This is a genomic window from Alloacidobacterium dinghuense (assembly GCF_014274465.1).
GTDB lineage: Bacteria > Acidobacteriota > Terriglobia > Terriglobales > Acidobacteriaceae > Alloacidobacterium > Alloacidobacterium dinghuense.
In genome coordinates this window covers 4,119,920-4,141,611 of record NZ_CP060394.1, presented here as the reverse complement: position 1 = coordinate 4,141,611, position 21,692 = coordinate 4,119,920, and the positions used below count along the sequence as shown (strand labels likewise).

Below are 21,692 nucleotides of genomic sequence, written 5' to 3'. Positions count from 1 at the left end.
TGGTTGCGGGGGCTGGATTTGAACCAGCGACCTTTGGGTTATGAGCCCAACGAGCTACCAGGCTGCTCCACCCCGCAGTTCAATATTAACAAGCATTAAAGACGCGGGTCAAACAGCTGACTGTTGCTCTCGGCGACAGGGGCGGATATGACAGTGAAATATGTCAGCTATCCGCCGCTACTCCGCCGGCTTGGAGCTTCAAAACAGTAACTTCAAGCCAAACTGAATCTGGCGTGACGTCGTTGCCGTCGTCGTGATCACACCTGCGGTTGGCGAGGGAGTAGTCGATACGGATGAGTACACGACAGTATTCGGCGTACCGAAATTCGTGTGATTCAGAATGTTGAAAAACTCGCTGCGGAACTGCAGATTCACTCTTTCCGAGATCGCCGTATTCTTGCGCAGCGAAAGATCCAACTCCGACAGTCCCGGCCCATTCAGCGTATTCCGTCCAAGATTGCCGTAGGTTCCGGCAAAAGGTACAACGAATGCCTCCGGATTAAAGTACTGCGCCGGTCCCCCCTGGATTACGTTGCCGCGAAAATCAGGATTCACCGAAGGCCGCACAGGATTGCGACTGTCTCCATTGTTTGACGGATTGAAGCCAAGTTGCGGAGTGAAGGGAAGACCCGATTGCACATTGAAAATGGCACTCGTACTCCAACCGCTCACCAGCCTTTCGTTCCATGTGGACAGGCCTTTGAGCCACGTCTTGCCATTGCCGAAGGGCAGTTCGTAAGTGCCGTTGATTACGGCAAGATGGCGCACGTCGGTATTCGCTGGTCCGTAATCGAGTTGCGGCTCAGCTGGATACATTACAAATCCAGGCGCATTCGCTCCCACGCTGCTGTTCCATGCCGTTCCATTGTCGAGATTTTTCGAGAACGTGTAGACGCCGCGGAACTGCAGCCCATTGTTGAAGCGTCGATTCACATCGACAATCAACCCGTTGTAAGAACTCACGCCTTCAGAAATCCACGTGGTGCTGTTCGCCAATTTGGGATTCGCATATGGTGCGCCCTTCGGGTAGTAGACCGTCCCCGCCGCCAGATTTGACGGGCACGGCGACGCCGGGCAGATCGTCGGAATTGGCTCATTCACATCTTCGGAAAGAATTTGATGGTATCCGTGCGAGCCGATATACCCAAGCGTCAGCGATGTGGCAGGAGCAATCTGCTGTTCGATGTTCAACGACCACGAAAGCAGCGTCGGCGTGTACGCGTCTGGCTGAATGCCGCTTGGTGAAATCAGGGTGCCTGCTGGCGGAGGCGTGCCTGGAACAAAATTCAATTTCGACACAGCGATGTTTTTGACGCTCTGTGTTGTATTGAACGGAGCGTTCTGGTCCAGCCGGTAATCGAGGCTGTCGAGCAACGCGCGATAGATCCCGAATCCTGCATGGACCACCGTTCCGCTTTTCTGCGACGGAGTCCATGCAAGGCCGATGCGAGGCTCGGGCAGGAATTTCGCACGATTGTCGGTGAGCGCTGAATTGCCAATGTGAGGTTGCGTCTCGAGCGCACCGTTCTCATCAAAGATGAAATTCGAGGCTCTGCCTTGCGCTTCGTTCCAGCCGTCTGTCGATTCAAAGCGGAACCCAAGCCGCAATTCGAGATTGGGCCATAGGCGCAGCGTATCCTGGACAAATCCAGCAGCTTCGAGCGAGCGCCAGCCAAGCTCAGTAGGCGACGGGATAACGGTGAAGGTGGAAACAGTGCCTTGCAGAAACGCGCTTAAGCTTCCAAACGAGGCCTGTCCATTTTGATACTGTGCGAGATTGCTGTTCGACTGTAGTCTCTGCAGCCAGACTCCTGCTTCCAGTTGATTCCGCCCATGGGAGACATAAACGTGATCATCCCAGGTAAACAAATTGCGCGCAGCGGTCAAATTGCTGCCTGCGTTGGTGCCGGCAAGGCTGATCTGCGACGCACCATTCAAAGCCGTTCCGCCACCAATCACAATCGCGCCGATCGGTTTGCCTTGAACCCATCCGGGAAGATCAACCGGCGTCTGGCCGGTAAAAAAATATCCACCACGCGAGAAGCCAAATCGGAATGTGTTGAGAACGCGCGGCGAGAAAATATGCTGCTCCTGCGCGCTCAACACCTGCTCGCGCAGAGCCGTGTCCACCGTGCTGAGAGGATTGATCGTGGGCGTATCCGCGGAGCTGTCGTCGATGGTGTAGACAGCAAAAGCCGAATCTTTGGCGGAGATGTTGTCGTCGAGGCGCGTCGTCCCAAAGTCCTCGCGAATGCGCTGCAAAGGATGATTGAAGGCCTCGGCAATTCCGCCACCCAACTCCGGGCCATTTTGCAAGGGCCACAGGGCAAGCAACGGCTGCACGCTGGCCACAGCCTGCGCTCGCGCAGCGTTGTCCGGAACCAGCGTTACATTTGAGAGGCCGAGATTCTGCCGGAAGCCTTCGTAGTTCCCGAAGAGCAGAAGCTTGCTCTTCACCAAAGGGCCGCCGAGAGCTCCGCCAAACTGATTGCGCTGAAATATCGGAATGTCGCTCTGGTCAAAATAATTACGCGCATCCAGCGCGCTGTTACGCAGAAACTCGAACGCGCTGCCATGTAGTTTATTTGTGCCTGACGCAGTTACAATACTGACCTGCGCTCCAGTTCGCTTCCCATATTCTGCGCCATACGTATCAGAGACGACATTGAACTCGCGCACCGCATCCACGCCGAGTAGCTGGCCGCTCACGCCACCGGGAGTCACATTGATCTCTGACGCTCCGGTGTATTCGACGCCATTGAGCAGAAACAGATTGTCTTGTGGACGCCTCCCGGCAACAGCGAACATATTTCCCGGCGAGGAATTTGAAGTACCAATCGAACCCGACCGCTGCCCCGTATAGTTCACCACCGCCGGATTCAAGGTGATCAGTTCATCGAAGCTGCGGCCATTGAGCGGAAGCTCCTTCACTTGTCGCTCGCTCACCAGGCCGGAGATCTGCTGGGTCGTTGGATTCAGTGTCTGTGGCGCATCCGTTACCGCAACCTGTTCGTGCACCTCGCCAACGGCAAGCGAAAGATCGACGACCGCACTCTGACCGATCACAAGATTCACGCCGCTGCGAGTGGCTGTATTGAAACCTTCTTTCTCAGCCGTCACCTCATAGCGACCCACTGGAACCGACGGCGCAGCATAGTGGCCCTCGCCATCGCTTTCAACTTTGCGTACAGCGCCTGTTTCGAGGTTCCTGACCGTGATCGCCGCCTGAGGAACACTGGCTCCCGAAGCATCCCGAACCGTACCTGTGATCGATGCGCCGACAATCTGCCCATTCGCTGTCAGCGTGAAACTGACGCTCGCAAAGATCGCAACCCATATAGTGATTGCGAGGGAAAGTGCGCGTAGACGTCCGCGTCTCATAACAACTCCTTACAAATCATTCAAATCGTGCTGGATAGGGATGAACTGCGAGACGGGCGGGATCAACAACAGCGCAGAGGCAGCATCGCTGGCTGCAATGTGGGACCGGGTTGGAGAAATATTGGCCGCATCGTTTACCGGAAATTAAAAAGCCGCTCGGGAGATGCCCGGCGGCTGCGATGTAAAAGCTCTGTGAAGATAGCTAATTCACGTGCATGCACATGCCGGCGCAACAGTTGGATGCGCAACAACAATTTGCAATATGCCAAACGCGAATCATCGTGCACGTAGTCTAGGGGGAATCCTCCTCGAAGTCAACTCTCTGTTTGACATATCCGCCCATATGCGCGATTCTGAATACCACATGGCTTCCACGCTTTGTACCTTCGCCTGTCGAATCGAGTGTCGCTGTTGTTGCAGCATCAGCGCATGTCGGCGAGGGTGTAAGCGCTGTCGATAGACTACCTATCCACAAAGCTTAATCAGAAATCAACCCACGTCAGACTATTCTGAGCGTGGGTTTTCTATTTCTCGCTCAATCTCAAGAATCGACTCAAGAGATTTCCAGCCATGGCCAAAGCAGTCTACAGTTCGTCTACCTCTGATACGGCGTTGCCTACGCGCCTCACGCATCTCCAGATGCTTGAGGCCGAGAGCATCCACATCATTCGCGAAGTAGCGTCAGAATTCCAGAAGCCGGTGATGCTCTATTCCATCGGCAAAGACTCATCGGTGATGCTGCGCCTCGCGCAGAAGGCATTTCATCCTGCGCCGATTCCGTTTCCGCTTCTCCATGTCGACACGGGATACAAATTCCGCGAGATGCTTGAGTTCCGCGATGCCTATACGCGCCAGCTTGGTTTGAACCTCATCGTCTGGCGCAATGAAGATGCGTTGGAGAAGGGCGCAAACCCGGTCGCACTCGGCACGCAACGTTGCTGCGGACTCCTGAAGACACAAGCGCTGCTCGACGGCCTGCGCACGCACGGCTTTGATGCAGCATTTGGAGGAGCACGTCGCGACGAAGAACGCTCGCGCGCGAAAGAGCGCATCTTCTCCTTCCGCGACAGCGCCGGACAGTGGGACCCGAAAAATCAGCGCCCCGAACTGTGGAATCTCTACAACGGCCGCATCGGCCCCGGCGAGAGCATCCGCGTTTTCCCGCTGTCGAACTGGACGGAACTCGACATCTGGCACTATATCCATCTCGAGAACATCCCGATCGTGCCGCTCTATTTTGCAAAAGAGCGACGCATGCTCGTGCGCGGCGACAGCCTCATCCCGATCGAGCAGCCTTTCGTCAAAGGCCTGCCAGGCGAAGAGCAGTGGGTGCGCTGCCGCCTGCGCTCGCTTGGATGCAGCCCGTGCACCGGAGCGATCCGCTCCGATGCCGACACGTTGCCGAAGATCATCGCCGAGTTGATTTCATTCCGTTCATCCGAGCGCGCGAATCGCATCATCGACCACGATCAGGACGGCTCCATGGAAATCAAGAAACGCGAGGGCTACTTCTGATGTCGCATGAATTGCCAGTGATCGACGACATTCGCGAGATCGTGGAAGAGCGCTTCGACATCGAGGACTTCCTCGCAGCCGAGCAGCAAAAGGATCTGCTGCGCTTTACCACGGCAGGTAGTGTCGATGACGGCAAATCCACGCTTATCGGCCGTCTGCTCTACGATTCGCGCAGCGTCTACGAAGATCAGATCAAAGCCGTTACACGCAGCCACTCAGGCGAAGCTTCGTCGATTGACTTCGCGCAACTCACCGACGGCCTTCGCGCGGAGCGCGAGCAAGGAATCACCATCGACGTTGCGTATCGTTTTTTCGCGACGCCGAAGCGAAAGTTCATCATCGCCGACACGCCCGGCCACGAGCAGTACACGCGCAACATGGTCACCGGCGCGTCCACTGCGGAGCTGGCAATTGTCCTTGTCGACGCGCGTAAGGGCATCCTCACGCAATCACGGCGCCATGCTTTTATCGCGTCGTTGTTGGGTATTCGTCATGTTGTCGCTGCCATTAACAAGATGGATCTCGTCGACTTCTCGGAAGAAATCTTCGCGCAGCATCAACGCGACCTGCTCGCCCTGGCCGATAAACTCGACATCCCGGATCTCCTCTGCATCCCCATCAGCGCGCTCGACGGAGACAACGTCGTCACGCCCAGTGAGCGCACGCCCTGGTACTACGGTCCAACGCTCCTCGAACATCTCGAGTCTGTGCCCATCGCTGAGCACCTGCCAAAAGCGCCGTTTCGTCTCCCAGTGCAGCGCGTCATCCGCCCGCACCAGCATTTTCGCGGCTTCGCCGGGCAGATCGCATCCGGCACCATTAAGCCGGGAGACACGATCATTGCTCTGCCATCAGGACAAACCAGTCGCGTTCAGGCCATCCACACCTTCGATGGCGAACTCGAATCGGCATTCGCGCCGCAGTCCATCACTCTCACGCTCGAAGACGAGATTGACATCAGCCGCGGCGACCTCATCGCGCATCAGCCAGATGCACCCACCGCCACCGCCGATTTTGAAGCATCATTGGTCTGGCTGCATGCCGAACCATTCGCAGCCAACAAAACGTATCTTCTAAAACATGCGTCGCAAGTCGTAAAAGCACAACTAGAAACCACGCACCGGCTCGACATCGAAACGCTGGAGCCACAGCACGCACAGTCGTTCGTTTTGAACGAGATCGGCGAAGCCAGAGTTCAGACCAGCCGGCCCCTCATCGTCGACACCTACCGCGACAACCGCACGACCGGAAGCTTCATCCTCATTGATCCTGCAAATAACGCAACGGTCGGCTCCGGAATGGTCCGTCGCGCCACGCACGAGGTATCGAAGCAGCCCACATCGAATGGCGGTGTTTTGCTCACGCTGCCGCATGCGGAGCTCACCGCAGGGCTGGAAGAATCCTTGCTCGCATCCGGAGAGGACGTAGTCATCACGGGCGTACAGAAACCGGAAGTCTGGCGCGCACTTCTCCACGCTGGCTTGATCGTCCTCGTGCACGCGCCGAACACAGTGCAGATAGAAATTGTGACTCTCAATCGGCAAGACGAATTCACCAAGCGGCCGCTATCGTCACAAATCGACAACGAAACAATCCTGCGCGAGTTGAAACTGGAGAAGGGAACTGGCCACGATGACGATAAGCTCTGAACCGGTCACCGGTCTCCTATCGGAGCTGGAAGAAAAGGTTGCCGCTGCTCGCGCGCTCGTTGCGGCGCACGTGAAAGGCGCCGCGACAGAATGCGTCACCTGCAGTTTCCAGGCCGAAGACATGATCGTGCTGCACATGGTGCGCGCCATTCATCCCAGCGTGCCCGTGCTTTTCCTCGACACCGGTTACCACTTTGCCGAGACATACACGTACCGCGACCAGATGGCCGCAGCGTGGAACCTGAACTTGATCAACCTCACGCCACGCCAGACCGTGCCCGAGCAGGAAGCCCAATTCGGCATCCTGCATCAAAGCGCGCCAGATCAGTGCTGCAAACTGCGCAAAGTAGAGCCACTCTTTGCAGCGCTCGCCAAATACGAAACATGGTTCACAGGCATGCGTCGCGAGCAGGCAAAGAGCCGCGCACAGCTGGAGGCGCTCGACTACTTCACTCTGCCCGGCGGAAAGCAGTTGCTGAAGCTCAGCCCGCTGGCCGAGTGGACCACACGCGACGTCTGGTATTACGCGCAGGAGCAAGGCATTCCGCTCCTGCCGCTTTATGACAAGGGCTATTCAAGCATCGGCTGTGAGCCGTGCACAAGCTTGCCATCGGACCCGAATGATCCTCGCTCGGGACGCTGGTCGGGCCGCAAACAGGAGTGCGGCATTCACATTCAGGCGCAGTAGCAAGTCAGGATTTTTATGGAACTGGCCATCGGTTTCCTCATCGCGTTCGCCATCGCAGTCACTGGAGTTGGCGCAGGCACCATTACCGCGCCGATTCTCGTGATCTTTCTGCATGTGCCGCTGCCGCTTGCCGTTGGAACAGCCCTGGTCTATTCCGCCATCGTCAAACTCATCGTCGTTCCTATCCAGATGTGGCGCAAACAGGTGAATTACCGCGCCGTAGGATACATGCTCCTCGGTGGCCTGCCCGGCGTCATCATCGGAGTGTGGCTCTTTCGGAGCGTGGTTCAGCGAGGCCACGAGAGCATTCTTTACGCAGCGCTCGGCAGCATCATCGTCATCACATCCGGTTGGCACCTTTACAGAACCTTCCGCAAGAACAAAGCGCTCCACGCAGAACGCAATCATCCCAAATGGCTCGGCGTGCTCATGCTTCCTATCGGAGCCGAAGTAGGATTCTCATCCTCCGGCGCAGGCGCACTCGGCACCATCGCGTTGCTCGGCCTTACCACTCTGAGTGCTTCGCAAATCGTCGGAACCGATCTCGCTTTCGGCCTCTGCCTCTCACTTGTCGGCGGGGGACTGCACCTCCTCAGCCAGAATCTCGACGCTGTATTGTTGGCAAAGCTTCTCGCCGGTGGCTTCTTCGGAGCCATCGCCGGGAGCGCACTTGCGCCGAAGTTACCGAATCAAAAACTCCGTCTTGTCCTCACAGCCTGGCTGCTTATGATCGGCATGCAATTTTGCTATCAGGCCGTGCATTCCCATACAGACGCGCAGTCAAAGGAAAAGCATCTCGCCTCAACCGCAGTCGTGCAGCCAGCCCTGCTGCAGCCCTTGAAAATTACGAAACAATAGCCCGTTCATCGCTTTCTTCTGCATACTGAATTCAGAAACGGAGAAAGCCAACATTGAAGAAGCAGACCGCCTATCGCCTTCTCGCCATACTGCTGCTTTCACTCGGAATCTCCGCGGCAGCCCAGAACTTCTCCGACATTAAACCTTCTCCGCAGCAAACCGCATGGCAGGATCTGGAATTTGGTGTCATCATCCATTTCGGCACGAATACATTCCTCGATCGCGAATGGGGTGACGGCACCGCAGACCCAAAAGTCTTCAACCCCTCCAGCGTTGATACCGATCAGTGGATGAAAGCGGTGAAAGCCGCAGGAGCAAAGTACGCTGTGCTCGTGGCCAAGCACCATGACGGATTCACGCTCTGGCCCAGTGAACAGACCGACTACGGCGTAAAGAGCAGCCCGTGGATGAACGGCAAAGGCGATCTCGTGCGCATGGCATCAGACTCAGCCCGCGCCAACGGTCTCAAGTTCGGCGTTTACCTCTCGCCCTGGGACCGCCACGAGCCAAAATACAAAGACCCCAAAGCCTACGACGAGTACTACCTCAAGCAACTCGACGAACTCTCGACGAACTACGGCGACCTCGTCGAGTTCTGGCTCGACGGAGCCGGTAGCGCTGGCCGCAAATACGACTTCGAGAGCATTATCAATGAGCTGCGCACCTACCAGCCGAACACGATGGTCTTCGCCGATGTCGCGCTCTTCAAGTACGCGGACCTCCGCTGGGTAGGCACCGAAAGCGGAACCATCTCTTACGAAAACTGGAACGTCATCGACCGCACCGGCTATCTCCGCTGGCGTCCCATCGAAGCGGACACGCCTTTGCACAAGCTGCACTGGTTCTGGCACCCAAATGACGAAGGCACACTGAAGAGTGTTGCGGAATTAGTCGACGTTTACGACAACACCGTTGGCCACGGCGGACAACTCATGCTGGGCATTGCCCCCGACAACACCGGCCGCCTGCCCGAAGCCGACGTAAAACGTCTCAAGGAATTCGGCGACGCGATTCGGCGGCTCTACAGCCACAACCTGATCGTCGATGAACACGCCAAACCCGCGTCCCCCGAGGAATACGCAGCCCTCGACAATGATCCCGATACCTTCTGGTCCGCGCCCTCATGTTCGCATCATGCAACTCTGGAAGTTACCTTTTCAAAGCCCGTCACCTTCGACCGCGCCCTCACCATGGAATGGCTTAACGACGGCCAGCACATCCAGAAGTATGCCATCGAAATTTACAAAGACGGCACATGGCAGCGCATCGTCGAAGCGCAAGCCATTGGCCATAAAAAGATCGACATCTTCCCGACGGTCACCGCGCAGCGAGTGCGCCTCAACCTGCTTTCGACTACAGCCGAAGCGCATATTCGCGAGTTCCAGTTATTTATGGACGCGGGACGGAGCGGTCGCTGAGGAAACAGCCTCGTCGACCTTCTGTATGCCCACGATCGTCAACTTCTGATCCATCCCCGAATCCGTCTCTCCGGGCTGCGCACCGCCAACGAATATTTTGTAATCGCCAGCCGTAACTGCCCGCTGCCCCTGCTCATCGACAAGGCTCAGCGAACGCGCATCCAGATCGAACGCTACCTGCGCTACTTTGTGTGGCTCTATGTGAACCCGCTTGAACCCGGCGAGCCAGTGGTTCGGCGCACCCGACGCCGCTGGCGGAGTCACGTACAACTCCGCTACCTCATCACCCGCGACTGCGCTCGTATTCTCCACATCGACAGTCACATGCAACGGCGCACCCGCATTCAACTTGGGAGCCGACAACTTGAGATTCTTATAAGCAAACTTCGAATAGCTCAAGCCGAATCCAAATCCGAACAACGGCTTCTGCCGGAAGTAGCGGTACGTCCGCCCTTCCATTGTGTAGTTATCAAAAGCCGGGAGCTGATCCACGGACTGATAAAACGTCACCGCTAGCCGCCCTGCAGGGTTCGCCGTCCCTGCAAGCACATCCGCAATCGCCGTCCCTCCCGCCTGTCCCGGATACCAAGCATCCAGAATCGCCGCAGCATGCTGCTGCGCCCAGTCCACCGCCAGTGCGCTGCCATTCAGCAGAACCACTACCAGCGGTTTGTTCGTGGCGCCAAGTGCATCCAGCAGATCGCGCTGCACTGCCGGCAACGCAACATCCGTACGGTCGCCGCCCGAGAAACCAGGAATATGGACCGGCATCTCTTCACCCTCAATCTCCGGCGACAACCCGACAAACGCTACCACCACATCCGCCTGGTTCGCAGCCTGAATTGCCTGTTGCCGTAGCTGCTCAACATCCGGCTTCCACTTCAGCCGAACCCCCGCTCCGTAATCCGCACCGGTCCGTGAATACTCCATCTTGAACGCGTGAGACTTCGCATCATCAAAGTGAACAGTAAACGTCAACGGCCTTCCCGGGTCGTGAGGATCGTTGCTCGCATCGCTCGCCACCTCTTTGCCGTCGAAGGAAACACTGTAGGAATAGGTCGACGCACAGTGCGGCTCGCATCCTGCGTGATCGACGGTGAACGACACATCGCCTGGGGCCAGCGGCTGAAAATTTCCCATCCAGCGCACGCTGAATGCCTTCGCGCCCTGAACCGGAACCGGCACCACGCGATTCCAGTCAAAATCGATATGCGCGTCTACTTGAGTCGTAGCCGACCCGCTGAAATCAGCGTTGGCAAAATATTCCGCCGTTAAGCCGCCAGCATGCCCGTCCTTATCGCTGAAAACAGTGCTCGGCACAATCACCGGCAGCTCAGCCACCAGCGGAGAGCCCTGCGAGAAGAGCACCTTCTGTCCCTTGTCAGCGAACTTTGCCTGCAGTCCGGCCAGCGGAATCACCGGATGCAGCGGCACGCCGTTGTAGTTACCCTCAAGCGACGTCAGCGACTCCGCGTTCGGTCCAATCACTGCGATCGTCTTCACCGAACTCGACAGCGGCAGCGTGTTGTTATCGTTCTTCAGCAGAACCATCGCCTCATGCGCAGCCTGCAGCGCCAGCTCTGCGTGTGCCGGAGTCGCATTCTCGCTCGGCCCGATCTGCGAATACGCATTCGATCCTGGCGGATCAAAAAGCCCGAGCTTGAAACGCGCCGTGAACAGGCGCGTCACTGCCTGGTTGATTGCCGCCTCGTCGATCAATCCCTGATGCACCGCGTCCACAAGCGCGGAATATTCCGTGCCGCAACTCAGGTCATCGCCCGCCCTCACTGCGGCTGCCGAAGCATGCGCTGCATCGGGAGAAAAATGGTGCCCGTTCTCGCTAAAGAAATCACTGATCGCGCCGCAATCAGATACCACGTACCCGTTGAATTTCCAGTCCTGCCGCAGCCTCTTCACCAGCAGATCCTCATTCGCGCACGCAGGCGAGCCGTTCACGCTGTTGTAGGCGCACATAATCGAGTCTGCCCTAGCATCCACCATCGCCATGCGAAATTGTGGCAGGTATGTATCCTCCAGATCGTGCGCAGACGGATCGATATTCGCCGCGTGCCGCGTCGACTCCGGCCCGCTGTGCACCGCGTAGTGCTTGGCCGTCGCGATCGTCTTGAAGATCTTCGGATCATCGCCCTGCAGACCTTTGATAAATGCACCCCCCATCTGCCCCGTCAGATAAGGATCCTCGCCATACGTCTCCTGCCCACGTCCCCAGCGCGGATCGCGAAAGATATTGATGTTTGGCGACCAGAAATCCAGTCCGCGATAAATGCTGTGATCGCCGTCCGCCTGCGCTGCGTTAAACTTCGCCCGCGCCTCCGTCGAAATCGTCTCCGCAATCTTCCGCTCCAGATCCACGTCCCATGTCGCCGCCAGCCCAATCGCCTGCGGAAACACCGTGGCATACCCGGCGCGCGCCACGCCATGCAGAGCCTCGCTCCACCAGTCGTAATCCGGAACCTGCAACCTGGGAATCGCCGCTGCATGGTTCTGCATCTGCGAAACCTTTTCTTCGAGCGTCATCTTCGAAATCAGATCAGTGACGCGCTTCTCCAGTGGCTGAGAAGGATCAAGATAGACCGGCTTATCTGGAGTAGACTGACAGAAGCCATTTGTAGCAATGGCGAGAACAAAGACAGTGGCAACAATAGCCGCAGAAGCAACACGTGAAGATTTCTTCATAGGTTTGATCAGCTTCCCGCACCAGTGTACAGATGCCAGCGAATTAATAAACCGATTTTCTTAACCCGAAAAGTTAAACGAGGGAATTGTAGTGCGGATTTCGCTTTTCATCACCTGCTACAACGACACCCTCTTTCCCGAGACCGGCAAGAGTGTCGTCCGCCTCCTCGAACGGCTCGGCCACGAGATCGAGTTTCCACTCGAGCAGACCTGCTGCGGCCAGATGCACTACAACACCGGCTACCAGCAGGAAGCGATGCCGCTGATGCAACGCTTCGTTGAAATCTTCAAAGATGCAGAAGTCGTCTGCATCCCATCCTCATCGTGTGTAGCCATGATCCGCGATCACTATCCCAAAATGGCCGAAGCTACCGGCGATCCCGGACTCATCAAGGCAGTCGATCGACTCCTGCCCCGTGTCTATGAACTCAGCGAGCTACTCGTGAACAAACTCGGCATCGAAGACGTCAACGCCTACTACCCCCACCGCGTCACTTACCACGCCAGTTGTCACTCGCTGCGCAGCCTGCACTTGGGCGAGTTGCCACTACGCCTGTTACGAAAAGTCCGTGGCATCGATCTCGTCGAGCTGAATGAGATCGACCAGTGCTGCGGTTTCGGTGGCACCTTCGCCATCAAGAACGGCGACGTTTCCGCCGCTATGCTCTCCGAAAAGCTCCGCTGCGTCGAGAACACCCGCGCCGAAGTTTGCACTGCCGTCGACAACTCCTGCCTCATGCACATCTTCGGCGGATTGCACCGCCAGCGTACCGGAATCAAAACAGTGCACCTCGCAGAAATCCTCGCGTCTACAGAAGACCAGCCTAGCGAAGACGAGGCTCAATCATGACCATCCGCGTGGGAGAAGCCGCCGAAGCTCCATCTTTTCAGAAAGCAGCATTCAAACTACTCGACGATGCGCAGCTGCGCAAAAACGTTCGTCATGCAACTGACGTCATTAGCGGCAAGCGCGCCATTGTCGTAAAAGAGCAGCAGGATTGGCAGCAGTTGCGCGCGACGGCAAGCGCCATCAAGCAGCACACTCTTGCGCACCTTGATGAATATCTCCTGAAGTTCGAAGCCGCCTGCACCGCCGCCGGCGGCCACGTGCATTGGGCTTCCGATGCTGACGAGGCCAACCGCATCATCGTCGACCTGGTGAAGCAGTACGGAGGCAAGGAAGTCATCAAGGTTAAGACCATGACCTCCGACGAGATCGGCCTCAACAAAGCCTTCGAGGCCAACGGCATTCACCCGCATGAAACCGATCTCGCCGATATGATCGTGCAGCTCGGCCACGACAAGCCATCGCATATTGTTGCGCCAGCCCTGCACAGGAACCGCCAGCAGGTACGCGAAATCTTCATGCGCGAAATGGGCTTGTCTGAGCTGACAGATGAACCGCAAGACCTTACCAACGCAGCGCGCCAGTACCTCCGCGAAAAATTCCTGAAAGTAAAAATCGGCTTCAGCGGAGCCAACTACCTTCTGGCAGACACGGGCGGCGTCTGCGTCGTCGAATCCGAAGGCAACGGACGCATGTGCGTCACGCTACCCGATATCCTCATCACACTTGCCGGCATAGAAAAAATCATTCCCTCGTTTCGCGACCTCGAAGTTTTCCTGCAACTCTTGCCGCGTTCCGCAACCGGCGAGCGCATGAATCCGTACAACTCGCTCTGGACCGGCGTGCACAAGGGCGAAGGCCCGCAGCACTTCCACGTCGTCCTGCTCGACAATGGACGCACACGTATCCTCGCCGACCCGGAAGCGCGCCAGACGCTGCATTGCATCCGCTGTGGCGCCTGCCTCAACACCTGCCCGGTCTACCGCCAGACGGGCGGCCACGCCTATGGCTCCATCTACTCAGGCCCCATCGGCGCCATTGTTACGCCACAGCTTTTCGACATGGAGCACTCGCAATCGCTGCCCTATGCCTCATCGCTTTGCGGAGCCTGCTATGAAGTCTGCCCGGTGAAAATCAACATCCCTGAGGTCCTCATCCACCTGCGTGGCCGTATCGTACGCGAGCAGCAGAGCGGAGCCAACATCGAAGCCATCGGCATGAAAGCAATGGCTCGCGTCTTCTCCAGTGGCCGCCGCCTGGAAGCCGCACAACGTCTCGGTCGCCTCGGCCAGTGGCCGTTCGTCTCCGAAGGTTGGATCAAGCATCTGCCAGGCATGCTGGGCAACTGGACCGCCGTGCGCGATATGCGCCCATTGCCCAAACAGTCGTTCCGCAGTTGGTGGCGTGAGCACGAAAAAGAGAAAAAGGAGGGCGCCGATGGCTGAAGGCAGGGACGCATGCGAAGCCATCCTTAACCGCATCCGCACAGCGAACACCAGCGCGAGAGCGGCAGCAAGCGCAGCTGAATATCCAGCCATTGAGCGAAATTATCAGCAACGCACCACTCTTGATCGCGAAACAATCCTGAAGACATTCCTCGATCACCTGCACGAATACGACGCGCACGTCTTCGAAGCAAACCCGGACACGTTGGCCTGCGCCATCGCAGAGGTTCTGAAATCCCACGATCAGAAATCCGCCATCGTAGCCGACGATTTCCCCGAAGAAGACTTGCCCACGGGCTTCACCTGGCAGCGCGAGTCAAAAAGTACGAAGGATCAGCTGAACACCACTGGTGGCGCCATCGCCGGATGCGAAGTTGCTATCGCACACACCGGAACCATCATCCTCCGAGGAACGCGCCAGTTGACGCTCCTGCCCGACCGCTTCCTGTGTGTTGTCTACGAAAATCAAATTGTCGACACCGTCCCCGAAGCGATGGCCAGACTTGAGCCATACAAGGCTGAGCCATTAACCTTCGTCTCCGGACCATCGGCAACGGCAGACATAGAAATGACGCGCATTCGCGGCGTCCACGGCCCGCGCTTTCTCGATGTAATTGTGGTCAGAGATTAGGCGACGTGTCGGACCTTATATCCGCTCACCGCAAAATAGAGCACAAATAGGTAGCAGGCCAGTGGAACAAAGAACGCCCATTGAATATTCGCAGCATCGGAAATGCGTCCCATCAGAGCAGGGAAGACCGCGCCACCCAGAATCCCCATCACTACCAGCGATGACCCACGCTTGGTGTAGGGCCCCAGGTGCCGGATGCTGAGCGCAAAGATCGTCGGGAACATGATTGAGTGAAAGAAACCGAGCAGCACAATCCCCGCCAGCGAAGGTGTTCCACTCGTGAAGATCACGAGAAGCACCGAGACCACGCAGCCAACCGCAAAGGCGGCGAGCATATGCGCAGGTTTAATCTTCTTCATCAGTGCTGACCCCGCGAAGCGCCCGATCATGAACCCCAGCAGGTGCAGTTTAAGGTAATTCGCTGCCTCCGTGTCCAGTGTGCCCGGATGCGCATGCTGCACAAAGCGAATCACGAAACTCGCAACGCCCACCTGCGCACCCACATAAAAAAACTGCGCCGCCACGCCCTTCAACAAATGCGGAAACGCCATAATTCCTGAAAACTGCGTCGATTCTTCTTCCGCTTGTTCCTCTTGGATCACAGGCAACTTCGCCGAATAAATGATCAGCGCCATCACCAGAAAAATGCTGACGATGATCATGTACGGCAGGCGCACGACATCTGCTTCTGACCCCGGCGCCGCAGCATGCGCTCGCGAAAGAATAAAAGCCGACCCGAAAATCGGCGTCACCACCGCGCCCACCGCATTGAATGACTGCGCGACATTCAATCGCTGCTCTGAAGTGCCCGGCGGTCCAAGAAACGTCACATAGGGATTCGCCGAGACTTCCAGAAACGACTGCCCGCAAGCCATCACAAACAGTCCGAGCAGAAAGACCGCATAGACGCGAATCGAAGCTGCCGGAATAAACAGAAAGGCCCCGCAAGCGCAGATCAGCAGCCCGCACACAATGCCGCGCTGATAGCCGATCTTCTCCATCAACCTTCCGGCAGGCCACGCGGCTAGGAAATATCCGCCAAAGAAAGCTACCTGCACAAACGAAGACTCAAAGTCCGTCAGGTGAAATGCGCCTTTCAGATGCGGAATGAGAATGTCATTCAGGTTGACGCCAACAGCCCACAGAAAAAACAGGCTGGTAATGAGCATCAGCGGAACGATGTAGCGCCGCTCCGTAAGTGGGCCGCCCGTTTGCGGAATCGATGTCGTTGAGATGCGCGATACTGCCATAGATGCAGCTACTCTCCGGCGACCACGGGGTTCACCAGCGTTCCCAGTCCGCTGACCTCGATCGTAATCGTCTCGCCCGCCTTCAGCCAACGCTGCGGACTGCGACCCAGGCCCACGCCCGCAGGCGTGCCGGTACTGATAATATCCCCTGCCTGCAGCGGAGTAATCGAAGAAATATATGCAATCAAATCAGGCAGCTTGAAAATCAGCTCGCGCGTATTCGAGTGCTGCAGCACCTCGCCGTCAATCGAGAGATTCACATCCAGCGCATGCGGATCGGCAATCTCATCCTTGGTCACAATCGCAGGTCCAAGCGGCGCGAACGTATTAAAGCTCTTGCCCAGCGTCCACTGGGTAGTGGCAAGCTGAATATCGCGTGCGCTGACATCATTCAAAATCGTGTAGCCAAAAACATAGTCCTGCCAGTCATCACGAGCGATGCGATTGCCGCCCTTGCCGATCACGCACGCAAACTCCGCTTCGTAATCTGGCTGCGATGAGATCTTCGGCAGCTCAATCTCTGCCTTCGGTCCGATCAATGCCGACGGCAGCTTCATGAAAATTGTTGGCACCTTCGGAATCTCCATCTTCGATTCCACCGCATGATCGCGATAGTTCAGGCCGACACAAAAAATCCGCGGCGCGTCCGGTAACGGAGCCAGCAGTTGCACAGTATCTAACGGAACGCGCACATCGGAGACAAGCGACCGCGCGGCGCTCAGTGCTTCTTCACCGCCATGAATGACCGAGAGCACACCGCGAAAGCGCGAAGAAATATCCACGACCGAGCCATCCAGCAATATCCCGGCCCGCGTAGTGCCGTCTCCAGCAGAAAACGTAACGAACTTCATTCATTTCTCCAAAAGCGTCCATCCGGATAGCTGTAATCATGCAGCGTATCCTCATAAATCTCGGCGCTGTAGCCGGGCTTCTCCGGAAGCACATAGTGCGCATTGCGAATCTTCACCGGGTCGACAAAATGTTCATGCAGATGGTCGACAAACTCCGTGACGCGGTCCTCCAATGTGGTCGATACACGCAGAAAATCAAAGGCCGACAAATGCTGTACATACTCGCAAAGGCCAACGCCGCCCGCATGCGGACAAACAGGAAGATCGAACTTCGCTGCCATCAGAATCACGGCGAGATTCTCATTCACGCCCGCAAGGCGGCAGCTGTCAATCTGGCAAACATCAATCGCCTCGGCCTGCATCAGCTGCTTGAACATTACGCGGTTGTGGCAATGCTCGCCCGTCGCTATGCGCACCTTCGGGACTTCACGCCGAATCCGCGCATGTCCCAGAATGTCGTCCGGATTCGTCGGCTCTTCCATCCACCAGGGATCGACTTCAGCAAGTTGCCTCGTTCGCTCAATTGCCTCGCCAATATCCCATTTCTGATTGGCGTCCATCATCAGCTTGTTGCCGCATCCGATCGTATTCCGCAGCAGCCGCGCGCGCCGCAAGTCATCATCCGGCTTTCCGCCGACTTTCAACTTGAAATGGGTCCATCCCTCGGCCAGCCCTTCGCTCGCGAGGCGCACAATCTTCTCGTCGTCGTACCCGAACCACCCCGCCGAAGTCGTATACGCTGGATACCCCGTCTCCTGCAATTGCTTCAGCCGCGTATCCATGCACGCTTTACGCGCGCGCAAAATCTCCAGGGCCTCTTCGCGGGTCAACGCATCGGTGATATAGCGAAAATCGATCGCGCGGACAATCTCCTCCGCGCTCATATCAGCCAGCAATTTCCAAAGCGGTTTTTCTTGCACACGCGCGTACAGATCCCACACCGCATTGATCAGCGCGCCCGTCGCCAGATGAATCACGCCCTTCTCCGGGCCGAGCCAGCGAAACTGGCTGTCCGAAGTCAGCAGCCGATAAAACTCGCCGAGATCATCCGTAATCGAAGACAGTGTCCGCCCGACCGCAAAGCGCGAAAGATACTTGAGCGCCTCAACGCACAGCTCCGTGCCGCGCCCCAGCGTAAACGTCAGTCCATATCCATGTGGACCGTGATCTGTCTCAAGAATGCAGTAAGCCGCCGAATAGTCCGGATCGACATTCACCGCATCCGACCCGATATGCTCCCGCGAGGTAGGAAAGCGCAGATCGACTACGCGCGCGTGGGTGATCTTTAGATCGCTCAATCGGAATCACTCTCCTTTCGCCTGCTCAAGCGGCGGTCCATCCGCCGTCAATCGCAAGCAATGAACCCGTCATGAATTCCGCTTCCTCCGAAGACACATAGCGAATCAGCGACGCAATCTCTTCCGGCTTGCCCACGCGTCCAATGGGCTGCCGCGCATTTAGCTCAGCACGAATCTTTTCCTTCTCATGCGCGTGATATTTATCGAGATACCCCTCCACAAACGGCGTCTGCACCGTCCCCGGGCAAATGCAGTTCACCCGCAGCTCCTTCGGATATTCCACCGCCAGTTGCCGCGACATCGCCAGCACCGCGCCCTTCGTGGTGCAATACGCAAAGCGCTGCTTGATACCGACCTGCCCCGCGACTGAGCCAATGTTCACAATCGAGCCACGTACTTTCAGCAGCAAAGGCAGAAACGTGCGTGTGACCAGATATACAGACTTCACATTGACCGTCATCAATCGATCAAAATCATCGGGCTCGACATGCGCGATATCGCCGACATGCGCGATGCCCGCGTTATTCACTAGGATATCCAGCCGCTCTATCGTCGCCGCCACAGCCTCAATCGACTCGACATTCGTCACATCCATACGCACCGCCTTCGCATGCGGCAGCGTAGAAGCCAATCTCTCGGCGGCTTCCCGATTGATATCCGCAACGATCACCGATGCACCCGCGCGCGCCAGTTCCTTGCAAGTCGCCTCGCCAATACCGCTCGCGCCGCCCGTCACCAGCGCTACTTTCCCGTCCAGCCGAAATGCATCACCACTACTCATCGAAAAGCAATCCTCTGCGCGTCAATCCGCGCCTGTCCCTTCGCCAGAATCGCAGCCGAAGGCGCATCCGTCTTCAGCGCCTCCATGGCAACATCATTCAGAATCTCCGCAAACGCCGGCAGATTCCTGCTGCGCGGCAGCTTACGCGCGCCCAGAGAAATCTCTTCTATCTTCGCGTACGCCGGAATCTGCTTCTGCACATTGTCACTTCTCCACGTCGAGAGCCGCACGCCAACGGTGCCATGCTTCACAATGCCCAGGTCCATTTCCGGTTGCGTCAGAAAGTGAATAAAGTCATACGCCGCCTGTTTATTCTTCGATCCCGTCCCGATCCCCAGAGTCCAGAATACGGAAAGGGAAGCCGGCGGCTTGCCTTCGTCGGAAGGAATCGGCGCAATCGCAATCTTGCCGCGCAGCGGCGAACCGGGCCGGTCACAGCGCGCCGCAAAGCCGAACCAGTTCACCATCATCGCAATCGCGCCGGATAACACCACATCCCCAGAGCGCGTCGAATCAAAATCCTCTGCCCCCGGATAGCACATCGAAGCATCGCGAATCGTGTTGCGATAAAAATCGAGCGAAGCCGCAGCTTCCGGCGTATTCAGAACCGCCTTGCCGTCCTCGTCTTCAAACTCGCCGCCGCGACTCCAGAGCTGCAGCGCAAAATCGTAAAGGGTATTATGCCCATCCGGAAAAGCCGCGAATAGGGTCCCGTAAAGATTCTCAGCAGGCCGCGTAAAAAAACGCGCAATGTCAGAAAACTGTTTCCACGTCCGCGGCGGCTTTAATTCGTAACCGTATTGATTACGAAATCTCTCCTGCTCACCGGCATCCTCAAACAGGTCTTTTCGATAGATCAGACACTCCGGCCCATCATGCCACGGCAGAGTGTAAAGCCTGTCTCCAAACAGCAGCGGATCAACAATCGACCGCGCCCACCCCTGCGGCCAATCTGCAACGGGCCTTTGCTTCATATAAGGAGTCAGCTCTTCAACCGTGTCCTCTTCCACTGCCTCGGCAAGCCAGTCGGTGCTGATATAGCCAATGTCCCACATACCGTTGCGCAGCCCGTTTTTCTCAAACATCTCGCCATGCAGCTTGTGCAGGTCCAGCGGAACTGCCTCGAACCCCACCCCCGGATGTTGCTTTCGATAAATCTCGATCTCTTCGGCAAGCGCATTCTCGAAATCGGAGAATTCTCGAACCGCGATGCGCAGAAGTGTGCTCGACATAATCAATGACTCATCAGCGGAACCCCGTCCCGCTCATTCGAAATATATGCAGCCTCAACCGTGCGCATCGTGTCGATGGCATCCTCCACGCTCGTCGGCAGCGTATCTGTGTCGCCTGTCACATAAGCCTGCAGCGAGCCCATCGAACCGATAAACGCATCCGGGAACCAGTTGCCCACAGTCGGCAGCGTCTGCCAATCCTCATCAGTCTTCGCGATGCTCAGCGTGTCCGGACGCCCTCGCGGGTAATCCAGGTTCACGCCCATCACCGCGTGCAGCGCGCCTTCCGTACCTTCCCACTGCACATAGCTGTGCTGCGAGTTCTTGAATTTGTGCCCGTGGTTGGTCGCAATATACACGCGCTTCCAGTCGCCGTAATCCAGCGTGATCAGGCTCTTCGTCGCTGCCAGATTCGCCGTCTTCGGATGCCGCACCGTCTTCGCCAGCACGCGCTCCGGGTTGCCGAACCACGACCGCACCAGGTCGATGTAGTGAATGCTGTGATACAGAATCTCGAGCCGCGGCGCTGTCGCCAGAAAGCCCCACAGCTCCCAGGGCATAAACACATTCACCCTGACTTCCAGGTCGTGCAGCTCGCCCAGCAGCCCGGCATCGGTGATCCGTCGCGCTGCCAGCATCACCGGCGCATAGCGCAACTGGAAATTCACCGCTGCCGTCATGCCTTTCTTGCGGCAAAGCGCCAGAATCTGTTCTGCCTCCGCCAGCGTGTTTCCCATCGGCTTCTGAATCAGCGCAGCCGACCCGTCCGGAAGCAGCGGCAGCACATCCAGAATCGCCCCCGCAGGGACTGCAACATCAAAGATGCTATCTTTCGGCGATTTCGCAATTGCCTCATCCAAAGACGACGTGGCCAGGGGAACGGAATGCTTCGCTGCCAGCGTCGCCGCCCGTGCCGAATTCGCATCCACCAGCGCCGCCACCGGAAAGCCAGCCTTCTGATATGCGGGAAGATGCGCGTCATGCACGATCCCGCCCGTCCCGACCACAATAATCGAACGAGGTTGACGCGGCAGCGGCGGCTTTGCCTCGCGCAAAGCCTGCTCAACACGAGATTGGAAATCCATGCTCACAAAAGAAAAGAAATCAAATCAAACTTCTATATGTAAAACTATTTATTTGTCAATAAAAGT

16 protein-coding genes and 1 tRNA gene are annotated in these 21,692 nt (G+C 57.1%); 8 read left to right on the top strand and 9 right to left on the bottom strand.

All coding sequences use genetic code 11. From position 1 onward, the window contains the following. Nucleotides 1-77: transfer RNA gene (locus H7849_RS17090), tRNA-Met, on the bottom strand. Nucleotides 78-198: 121 nt separating this feature from the next. Next, nucleotides 199-3,381 carry a TonB-dependent receptor gene (locus H7849_RS17085; RefSeq protein ID WP_186740960.1) on the bottom strand — a complete coding sequence of 1,061 codons (3,183 nt, stop codon included), beginning with the start codon at nucleotides 3,379-3,381 and terminating at the stop codon, nucleotides 199-201. 570 nt (nucleotides 3,382-3,951) lie between these two features. On the opposite strand from H7849_RS17085, the gene cysD reads away from it, so the two are divergent. From cysD to H7849_RS17060, 5 genes are read left to right on the top strand one after another with little or no spacing between them, the layout of a single operon-like run. Next, entirely contained in the window at nucleotides 3,952-4,896 is a 945-nt protein-coding gene (cysD, locus tag H7849_RS17080) for a sulfate adenylyltransferase subunit CysD (RefSeq protein WP_186740958.1), read from the top strand. Next, on the top strand, nucleotides 4,896-6,545 hold the full coding sequence (gene cysN / locus H7849_RS17075) for a sulfate adenylyltransferase subunit CysN (protein ID WP_186740956.1): 1,650 nt from the start codon (nucleotides 4,896-4,898) through the stop codon (nucleotides 6,543-6,545). Before cysD ends, cysN begins: the two co-directional genes overlap by 1 nt. Further along, nucleotides 6,529-7,233 carry a phosphoadenylyl-sulfate reductase gene (locus H7849_RS17070; protein ID WP_186740954.1) on the top strand — a complete coding sequence of 235 codons (705 nt, stop codon included), beginning with the start codon at nucleotides 6,529-6,531 and terminating at the stop codon, nucleotides 7,231-7,233. Before cysN ends, H7849_RS17070 begins: the two co-directional genes overlap by 17 nt. 15 nt (nucleotides 7,234-7,248) lie before the next feature. Further along, nucleotides 7,249-8,091, top strand: coding sequence for a sulfite exporter TauE/SafE family protein (locus tag H7849_RS17065; protein ID WP_186740952.1), 843 nt, complete (start codon nucleotides 7,249-7,251; stop codon nucleotides 8,089-8,091). A gap of 53 nt (nucleotides 8,092-8,144) precedes the next feature. Continuing rightward, a complete protein-coding gene (locus tag H7849_RS17060) occupies nucleotides 8,145-9,509 on the top strand; it encodes an alpha-L-fucosidase (RefSeq protein WP_186740950.1) in 1,365 nt (454 codons plus the stop codon). On the opposite strand, the gene H7849_RS17055 is transcribed toward H7849_RS17060, so the two are convergent. Next, nucleotides 9,477-12,206, bottom strand: a complete 2,730-nt coding sequence (locus H7849_RS17055) for a glycoside hydrolase family 3 C-terminal domain-containing protein (protein ID WP_251106328.1) — start codon at nucleotides 12,204-12,206, stop codon at nucleotides 9,477-9,479. The two genes, H7849_RS17060 and H7849_RS17055, sit on opposite strands and share 33 nt — an antisense overlap. A gap of 91 nt (nucleotides 12,207-12,297) precedes the next feature. Here H7849_RS17055 and H7849_RS17050 point away from each other — a divergent pair, with 91 nt between their 5' ends. From H7849_RS17050 to H7849_RS17040, 3 genes are read left to right on the top strand one after another with little or no spacing between them, the layout of a single operon-like run. After that, a complete protein-coding gene (locus tag H7849_RS17050) occupies nucleotides 12,298-13,056 on the top strand; it encodes a (Fe-S)-binding protein (protein ID WP_186740949.1) in 759 nt (252 codons plus the stop codon). Further along, nucleotides 13,053-14,498 carry a LutB/LldF family L-lactate oxidation iron-sulfur protein gene (locus H7849_RS17045; protein WP_186740947.1) on the top strand — a complete coding sequence of 482 codons (1,446 nt, stop codon included), beginning with the start codon at nucleotides 13,053-13,055 and terminating at the stop codon, nucleotides 14,496-14,498. The genes H7849_RS17050 and H7849_RS17045 overlap by 4 nt, the downstream gene beginning before the upstream one ends. Further along, entirely contained in the window at nucleotides 14,491-15,129 is a 639-nt protein-coding gene (locus H7849_RS17040; RefSeq protein ID WP_186740945.1) for a LutC/YkgG family protein, read from the top strand. The genes H7849_RS17045 and H7849_RS17040 overlap by 8 nt, the downstream gene beginning before the upstream one ends. On the opposite strand, the gene fucP is transcribed toward H7849_RS17040, so the two are convergent. Genes fucP through H7849_RS17010 form a run of 6 tightly spaced genes read right to left on the bottom strand, consistent with a single transcriptional unit; the run spans nucleotide 15,126 to nucleotide 21,626 of the window. Further along, nucleotides 15,126-16,379: an L-fucose:H+ symporter permease gene (gene fucP / locus H7849_RS17035; RefSeq protein WP_186740943.1), complete on the bottom strand. Its 1,254-nt coding sequence runs from the start codon at nucleotides 16,377-16,379 to the stop codon at nucleotides 15,126-15,128. The two genes, H7849_RS17040 and fucP, sit on opposite strands and share 4 nt — an antisense overlap. Nucleotides 16,380-16,387: 8 nt before the next feature. Continuing rightward, nucleotides 16,388-17,230: a fumarylacetoacetate hydrolase family protein gene (locus H7849_RS17030; protein WP_186740941.1), complete on the bottom strand. Its 843-nt coding sequence runs from the start codon at nucleotides 17,228-17,230 to the stop codon at nucleotides 16,388-16,390. Then, nucleotides 17,227-18,528, bottom strand: a complete 1,302-nt coding sequence (locus tag H7849_RS17025) for an enolase C-terminal domain-like protein (RefSeq protein ID WP_186740939.1) — start codon at nucleotides 18,526-18,528, stop codon at nucleotides 17,227-17,229. The genes H7849_RS17030 and H7849_RS17025 overlap by 4 nt, the downstream gene beginning before the upstream one ends. A 25-nt stretch (nucleotides 18,529-18,553) precedes the next feature. Then, nucleotides 18,554-19,309 carry an SDR family NAD(P)-dependent oxidoreductase gene (locus H7849_RS17020; RefSeq protein ID WP_186740937.1) on the bottom strand — a complete coding sequence of 252 codons (756 nt, stop codon included), beginning with the start codon at nucleotides 19,307-19,309 and terminating at the stop codon, nucleotides 18,554-18,556. Next, complete coding sequence (locus H7849_RS17015; protein WP_186740935.1) at nucleotides 19,306-20,541, bottom strand: ABC transporter substrate-binding protein; 1,236 nt, start codon at nucleotides 20,539-20,541, stop codon at nucleotides 19,306-19,308. Before H7849_RS17015 ends, H7849_RS17020 begins: the two co-directional genes overlap by 4 nt. Nucleotides 20,542-20,543: 2 nt before the next feature. Then, the gene (locus H7849_RS17010) at nucleotides 20,544-21,626 is read right to left on the bottom strand and encodes a Gfo/Idh/MocA family protein (protein WP_186740933.1); all 1,083 of its coding nucleotides are present in this window, start codon (nucleotides 21,624-21,626) and stop codon (nucleotides 20,544-20,546) included. Between the last annotated feature and the right edge of the window lie 66 nt (nucleotides 21,627-21,692).